Origin of the sequence: Mameliella sp. MMSF_3455 (genome assembly GCF_030733205.1) — a bacterium.
In the GTDB taxonomy this organism is placed as follows: Bacteria; Pseudomonadota; Alphaproteobacteria; order Rhodobacterales; family Rhodobacteraceae; genus Antarctobacter.
The window spans coordinates 23,087-29,818 of sequence record NZ_JASHJL010000058.1 but is presented as its reverse complement, the minus strand read 5'-3'; the positions used below and the strand labels follow the sequence as shown (position 1 = coordinate 29,818).

Here is a 6,732-nt window from a genome sequence, read left to right as displayed (position 1 = left end):
GCCCCCTCGCGCTCCCCCGAGAGGTATTTTCAGAGAGAAGAAGCCGGGGCGGTCAATTGGCCAGCATCTGGCGCGAGACGATCAGGCGCATGATCTCGTTGGTGCCTTCGAGGATCTGGTGCACGCGCAGATCGCGGACGATCTTTTCGACGCCGTAGTCGGCGAGGTAGCCGTAGCCGCCGAACATCTGCAAACAGCCGTTGGCGACCTCGAAGGCGCTGTCGGTGACCATGAGCTTGGCCATCGCGCAGAATTTCGTGGCATCGGGGGCGCCGGTGTCGAGTTTCCAGGCGGCCTGGCGCAGGAAGGTGCGGGCGGCCTGGAGCCTGGTCTCGTACTCGGCCAGGCGGAATTGCAGGGCCTGGAACTGGTCGATGGTGCGGCCGAAGGCCTTGCGCTCGGACATGTATTGCAGCGTCAGGTCGAGGGCGTTCTGCGCGCCGCCGAGCGCGCTGGCCGAGATGTTGAGCCGCCCGCCGTCGAGCCCCGCCATCGCGTAGGCAAAGCCGCGCCCCTCGTCGCCGATGAGGTTTTCCGCCGGCACCGGGCAGTCGTCAAACTGGACCTGGGCGGTGGGGGAGGATTTCCAGCCCATCTTGTCCTCGAGCGCGCCGAAGCTGAGGCCGGGGCTGCCGTCCTCGATGAAGAGGGTCGAGATGCCCTTCGGGCCGTCGTCGCCGGTGCGGCACATGGTGACATAGGCGTCCGAGTAGCCGCCGCCGGAGATGAAGGCCTTGGTGCCTGTCAGGCGGTAGCCCTCGTTGGTCTTTTCCGCGCGGGTCCGCAGCGCGGCGGCGTCCGAGCCCGATCCCGGTTCGGTCAGGCAGTAGCTGAGGACCGTTTCCATCGTCAGGACCTTCGGCAGGACGCGGGCCTTGAAGTCGTCGCTGGCGAAGCTGTCGATCATCTTGGCGCACATGTTGTGGATCGACAGGAAGGAGGCGACCGAGGGGCAGGCCATGCTGAGCGCCTCGAAGATCAGCGTGCCGTCGAGACGGGTCAGGCCCGCGCCGCCGCTGTCCTCGCTGACATAGAGCCCGCCGAAACCGAGTTCTGCGATCTCGGGCCAGAGCTCTTTGGGGATCGTGCCCTCGGCCTCCCACTGGCGGGCGAAGGGCGCGATCCTTTCCTGCCCGAAGGCATGGGCCATGTCGAAGATGGCGGTCTGTTCCTCTGAAAGCGCGAAATCCATTGCGGCCGTCCTCCCCCGGGCTGAAATGAACGCATGTTCAGATTGTCGCCCGAAGGGCCGCGCAATGCAACCGTGCACAGCGCAGGACTGCTTTGCATTTCTGCAAAACGGTGAAGTTCGTGGAAGGTTTGTGTTTGCGTTAACTCAGGTGCGGGCGAGGGTCGTGCGGATCACGTCCTCGACCCGGGCAAGGCCGATGTCATTGTCGAATTTTGCCTCTGCGGTGGTGCGGGCGGCGCGGGTCATCTCTGTCCGGTCGGGCGTGTCGAGGATCTGCGCGATGCGGTCGGCAAAGCCGGTTTCGTCCCATTCTTCGACCAGAAGCCCGTTCACGCCGTCCTCGACCGCCTCGGGGATGCCGGCGTGGCGGGTGGACAGGATGATGCAGCCGCAGGCCAGCGCCTCTTGAATGGCGGTGGGCAGGCCCTCGGTGTTGCCATCGGGGGCGGTGATGGAATGCTGCAGGAAGACCTCTGTGGTTTGCAGGTGCTGGCGGACCTGATCGTGGGGCAGGGCGCCGGTGAATGTCACCTTGTCCCCCACGCCGAGGGTCTGGGCGAGGGCCTTGCACTCTTGGAGAAGGGGGCCGTCGCCGATGAAGGTCAGATGCGCGTTGCGGGTGGCGGCGGCGCTGGCGAAGGCCCGCAGGGTCACTTGCGGGGCCTTCTTTGCAACCATGCGCCCGACGGCCAGGAAGCTGCCGGGGCGTTTGTCCGCGGGGGTAAAGCGGCGGATGTCGACGCCGGAGGGCACCACATGGGCGTTGTCGTGGCGGATGCCGTGGCGGCCGAGGTTGTCGAGCAGGAATTGCGAGACCGAGAACATGCCCGCAAGGCGGGGCATCATCAGCCGGTAGGAGCGCACGCGTTGCGCCGAGCGCAGCATCTTGGAGGCATCGGTGCCGCGCCAGTAGGTGAAGACGGGAATACCAAGGTCATTGCCCAGCTTGGCCATGACCAGCGCCTGGGTGCCGAATTCGGCGAGGATCACCCGGACGCCCTGGTCTTGCAGGAAAGCGGACAGGCGCTTGCGGTTGTCGCCGAAGGGCAGGCGCGAGGTGCCATGCAGCAGCGCGCCAGAGGCGGCGGCAAAGGGGGCGCGCAGCCTGTCCATCGGGGTCAGGGGCGCGCGGCGGGTGAAAAGCGGCTTGCCCAGGGGGTCCTCGCCGTTGAACCGGCCGCAGACCACGCAGGTGTCGCCCCCGAAGAGATGGGCGATGTGGCGATTGATGAAGGTCTCGCCCATCACGAAGTAGTCGGAGGTGGCGATGGCGGTTTTCATGGGACTCTCCACGCTGCTCTGGCGCTGGTAGCGTGGGAGGGGCGCGGTGCCAAGGGGATCGTCCTGATCTGGCCGACATGCCAGCGGACGTCCCGTAGACCGGATCCTGATCTTTCGGGAAATCCGAAAGGTCATGTTTGGTTTTCATCATATCCAGCGTGTAATCTATTAGCTAACATTTCAGAAGCAATGCCAGGCGGCGGATAGAGAAAAACGGGAGGGCCCGGGGCGTCGCAGGCGCCGGGCCGGGAGAAAGGGAGAGGAAAGATGCACGCAATCACGGCAGAGGCCGACAGCGGCGAGGTGGCGCAGGACGCGCTGCGCCCGGTGACGGAACAGGAAAAGTCCTGGGGCTGGTTCGCGATCTTCAACGTCTGGGCCAACGACATCCAGTCGCTGTTCGGCTATTCGCTGGTGGCCTCCCTGTTCATCTCCTTCGGGGTCAGCGGATGGACGGCCTTTGCCTCGCTGATCGTGGCGGGGCTTTTCGTGATGTTCCTGGTGAACCTCTCGGGGGCGGCGGGGGAACGCTATGGCATTCCCTATCCGGTCTTTGCCCGTGCCAGCATGGGTACCGAGGGGGCCAAGCTGCCCGCCGTCCTGCGGGCGACGGTGGCGGTGTTCTGGTACGGGGTTCAGGTCTATTTCGCCTCGACGGCGCTGGCCCTGCTGATCAAGTCGGTCACCGGGATCAGCGGCGGCACCGCCTACCTTGGCCTGACAGAGATCGACTGGCTGTCCTTCGTGCTTGTCTGGGCCTTTCACATCGCGATCTTCTGGCGCGGCATGGACTGGGTCGAAGGCTTTCTGAACTTTGCCGGGCCTTTTGTCTACGCGGTCATGATCGGGCTGGTGATCTACCTGTGGTTCGCCGCGGACGGCAAGCTCTTGTCCGAGGCGCAGACGATCTTTGCCAACCCGGAAGGAACATGGGTGACCGAGTTCAAGGGCGCGGTGGCGATCTTTGGGACCATGGTGGCCTATTTCGCCGCCGTGATGATCAACTTCTCGGACTTCTCGCGCTATGCCCGGGACAAGAAGGCGATGGTGCGCGGCAACCTGGCGGGGCTGCCGTTCAACATGATCCTGTTCTCGGCGCTGGCCCTGCTGACCACCGCCGGGGCTGCCGTGGTCTATGGCGAGAAGATCATCAACCCGACCGAGATCGTCGATCGCACCGACAGCGTCGTGCTGGGGATCATTGCGGCAATCACCTTCTTCGCCGCGACCGTGGGCATCAACCTGGTGGCCAATTTCATCCCGGCGGTGAACGGCATCGCCAACCTTGCGCCGTCGAAGATCAGCTTTCGCAAGGCGGGTCTCATCACCTCGGGCTTTGCGCTGGTGATCGGTGGCCTCTGGACCAGCTTCATCAGCCAGTTCGGCATCTCCGGCTTCGTCAACACGCTGGGCGCGACGCTGGCGCCGCTCTACGGGATCATGATCGTCGACTATTACCTGCTGCGCAAAGAGGCGCTGAAGCGTGACGACCTCTACAACGAGCAGGGGGGCCTCTACCACTATGGCAACGGCTGGAACGAGCACGCGCTGGTGGCCTTCTGCGTGGCGGCGGTGTTTTCGGTCGCGACGGTCTGGGTGCCGGGACTGAACCAGTTGGCCGGCTATGCCTGGATCATCGGGGCGGTGCTGGGCGGTGTCATCTACCTGGTCCGCGCCAGGGGCAAGGTCGCCGTCTGATCCTTTGGTCGCGGGCCTGTGTGGATCCGCGGCCTGCAACGGATGCTTGTAAGAGCGTGCATGGCGCCGGGCTTTGGCCTGGCGCTTTTGCCTTGGCGGGGCTGGGCGTCGTGATCTTGCGTGACCCTCTCCGGATATGCCTAGGTGGGCACGTCCGGTCCGCCGGTCGTCCAGCGGATCGGGTCCTGTCGGAAGGGGGCAAAGATGTACGACCTGACGCCACTGGAGCCCGCGGAAGTGGACCCGCAACTGGCGCCGTTCCTGGAACCCGGTGAGCAGGTCCTTTGGCAGGCGCGCCCGGATCCTGCCGCCCTTGGGTCGGGCGGCTCGACATTTGGCGGTGTTCTGACCGGGGGGCTTGGTCTTGCGATCCTGACCGGGCTTTTCGACAGCGTGACGGGCCTGTCGCTGGGACCTCAGTCGCGCCTGTTGCCGGGGCTGGCGCTTGTCGGGGTCGGGGTTGTGGCCTTTGTCGTGCCCCGGATCAATCGCCGCCGCGTCCGGGTCTACGCGGTCACGGACAGGCGCCTGTTGAGCATCCGTGGGAATGATGTCTACAGGTCGGCCCAGCCCGACGAGATCCTCTCTGTCTACACCCGGCGCGGGGCCGTCTGCTGGCGCGAACTGGGGTACAAGGACAGGAGCGATGCCCGGACGGTCGAGGCGCGATATCCCGGGTTTCACGGGGTCGAGGACCCCGAGACGCTGCTTCGGCTGGTACAGGACTGGCGCGAGGGCTTTTCCCGCCGGGCCGAGGCGGCGGCGACGGATTACCTGGCGCGGGAGCAGGGAGAGGAGGGGGACGCGGATGCGGTTGGACAGGCCGACAGGGGCAGCCAACGGGTGCGCCATCCCGCGACCGGGCTGACCGTGGATGTCCCCGCGGGGTGGCCGGTCACCGTGCGACAGGATTACGACGGGCCGTTGGTCGTCTTTGGGGTCACGCTGCTGAAACGGATCATCCGGCCCGGGCCGGAGCGGACGCTGGGCAGTGGCGGGGACTGGACCCTGATGATGGCCCGGGGCGGGCCGGATGCCGGTGTCGGCATGAAGATCCACGACGGCCCGATCCCGCAAAGCTACGACGAGGTGCTGAACGATCCTTGGGCGCGGCGGTTCAACCTGAAACTGCTCCAGTCCAACCCGGAGGTGGAGGTCGGGCCGTTCCGGGGGTTCTCGGTCGTGCGGCAGATGCCGAAAGGGGCCAACCTGCAGATGTTCGGCCAGGTGGCGGCCCCGGTCGCGGTGCGGCAGATCTGGCTGGCGCGCGGCGACATGCATGTCCAGTTCATGGGCATCGCGCGGCTGGACCAGCACGACGTCCAGAGCGCCGTGGACGCGGTTGTCGAAACCTTGCGCGTGACCTGACCCATCCTCACAGGTCGGCGTGGAATTCCTCGATCAGGTGGTGCACGACGGCGCGCATCTGGCCCTCGTGGTCGGCGCCCGCGTCCCGCGCAGCGGCCAGCGCGGCGCGCTGACGGTCGGCAGAGGTGCCTTCGGTGGCGATCTCCCGCACGCGGGCAAGTTCGGTCAGGCACTTCAGTTCGGCCGCGTCTTCCTGCAGCAGGTCCATCAGTTCCTCGACCAGTTGCGGGAAGGGCACGACCTGCGCCGCCCCGAAGTCGATCAACCCCTCGGAGACCCCGTAGCGCTGCGCGCGCCAGCGGTTCTCGCCGATCAGGAACCGATCGTAGAGGCGCCAGCGCTGGTTGCGCACCCGCAGCCGCCAGAGCATCCGCATCAGGCATTGCACCAGGGCCGCCAGCGTCAGCGCATGTTCCATGCGCGGCTGCACGTCCATGATGCGCGCCTCGAGCGTGGGGAAATTAGACGACGGGCGCAGGTCCCACCAGATGCGGGTGCGGTCCTCGATCACGCCGGTCTCGATCAGCACTTCGGTCGAACGATGATAGTCCTGCCAACTGTCGAACTGCGGCGGCAGGCCGGTGCGCGGCAGGTTGTCGAAGACGGAAATACGGTAGCTGGCCAGTTTTGTATCCTCGCCCTGCCAGAAGGGGGACGAGGCCGAAAGCGCCAGCAGGTGCGGGAGAAAGTAGCTGGTCTGCGCCAGAAGGTCTGCGCGCAGCGGATCGTCTTCCAGCCCGACGTGCACATGCATCCCGCAGATCAGCATCCGCCGCACCACGCTGCCCAGGGCGCGGTCGAGGTCGTTGTACCGCTCCTTGTCGGTGTGATGCTGCTGTTTCCAGTCGGCCAACGGGTGACAGGAGGCGGCGATGGGCGACAAACCGTAGTTGGCCGCATGGCGCGACACGGCCTCGCGCAGGCGGCGCAATTCCTCGCGGGCCTCGGCGACGCCGGTGCAGGGGCGGGTGCCAATCTCGATCTGGCATTGCAGGAACTCGGGGCTGACCTGGCCTTCAAGCTCGGCGGCGCAGGCCTCCATCAACCCGTCGGGCGCCTCGACCAGGGCGCAGGTCTCGCGGTCGACCAGCAGGTATTCCTCTTCGATGCCGATGCTGAACGGTGGCTCGGTCATGCGTCCCCCCGGGTTTTCTCGAAAGAAAGCAGAGCGCCGGTGCAAAGGAAAGGGGGCA

At 66.0% G+C, this 6,732-nt stretch carries 5 protein-coding genes; 2 read left to right on the top strand and 3 right to left on the bottom strand.

Annotated elements, in window-relative coordinates; translation table 11 throughout:
• Nucleotides 1-52: 52 nt before the first annotated feature.
• Together RBB42_RS25565 and RBB42_RS25560 are read right to left on the bottom strand one after the other, a co-directional pair.
• The gene (locus tag RBB42_RS25565; protein WP_305972367.1) at nt 53-1,192 is read right to left on the bottom strand and encodes an acyl-CoA dehydrogenase family protein; all 1,140 of its coding nucleotides are present in this window, start codon (nt 1,190-1,192) and stop codon (nt 53-55) included.
• A gap of 144 nt (nt 1,193-1,336) precedes the next feature.
• On the bottom strand, nt 1,337-2,473 hold the full coding sequence (locus RBB42_RS25560; RefSeq protein ID WP_305972366.1) for a glycosyltransferase: 1,137 nt from the start codon (nt 2,471-2,473) through the stop codon (nt 1,337-1,339).
• Nucleotides 2,474-2,740: 267 nt separating this feature from the next.
• On the opposite strand from RBB42_RS25560, the gene RBB42_RS25555 reads away from it, so the two are divergent.
• Nucleotides 2,741-4,171, top strand: a complete 1,431-nt coding sequence (locus tag RBB42_RS25555; RefSeq protein ID WP_305972365.1) for an NCS1 family nucleobase:cation symporter-1 — start codon at nt 2,741-2,743, stop codon at nt 4,169-4,171.
• Between the two features lie 204 nt (nt 4,172-4,375).
• Nucleotides 4,376-5,539 carry a hypothetical protein gene (locus RBB42_RS25550; protein ID WP_305972364.1) on the top strand — a complete coding sequence of 388 codons (1,164 nt, stop codon included), beginning with the start codon at nt 4,376-4,378 and terminating at the stop codon, nt 5,537-5,539.
• Between the two features lie 7 nt (nt 5,540-5,546).
• Here RBB42_RS25550 and RBB42_RS25545 read toward each other — a convergent pair whose 3' ends face one another.
• Nucleotides 5,547-6,674, bottom strand: coding sequence for a carboxylate-amine ligase (locus tag RBB42_RS25545; RefSeq protein ID WP_305972363.1), 1,128 nt, complete (start codon nt 6,672-6,674; stop codon nt 5,547-5,549).
• Nucleotides 6,675-6,732: the final 58 nt, after the last annotated feature.

Excerpts from the sequence above, each read along its gene's own strand:
- RBB42_RS25565 (WP_305972367.1), bottom strand. The coding sequence starts at position 1,192 with ATGGATTTCGCGCTTTCAGAGGAACAGACCGCCATCTTCGACATGGCC.
- RBB42_RS25545 (WP_305972363.1), bottom strand. The coding sequence starts at position 6,674 with ATGACCGAGCCACCGTTCAGCATCGGCATCGAAGAGGAATACCTGCTG.
- RBB42_RS25560 (WP_305972366.1), bottom strand. The coding sequence starts at position 2,473 with ATGAAAACCGCCATCGCCACCTCCGACTACTTCGTGATGGGCGAGACC.
- RBB42_RS25555 (WP_305972365.1), top strand. The coding sequence starts at position 2,741 with ATGCACGCAATCACGGCAGAGGCCGACAGCGGCGAGGTGGCGCAGGAC.
- RBB42_RS25550 (WP_305972364.1), top strand. The coding sequence starts at position 4,376 with ATGTACGACCTGACGCCACTGGAGCCCGCGGAAGTGGACCCGCAACTG.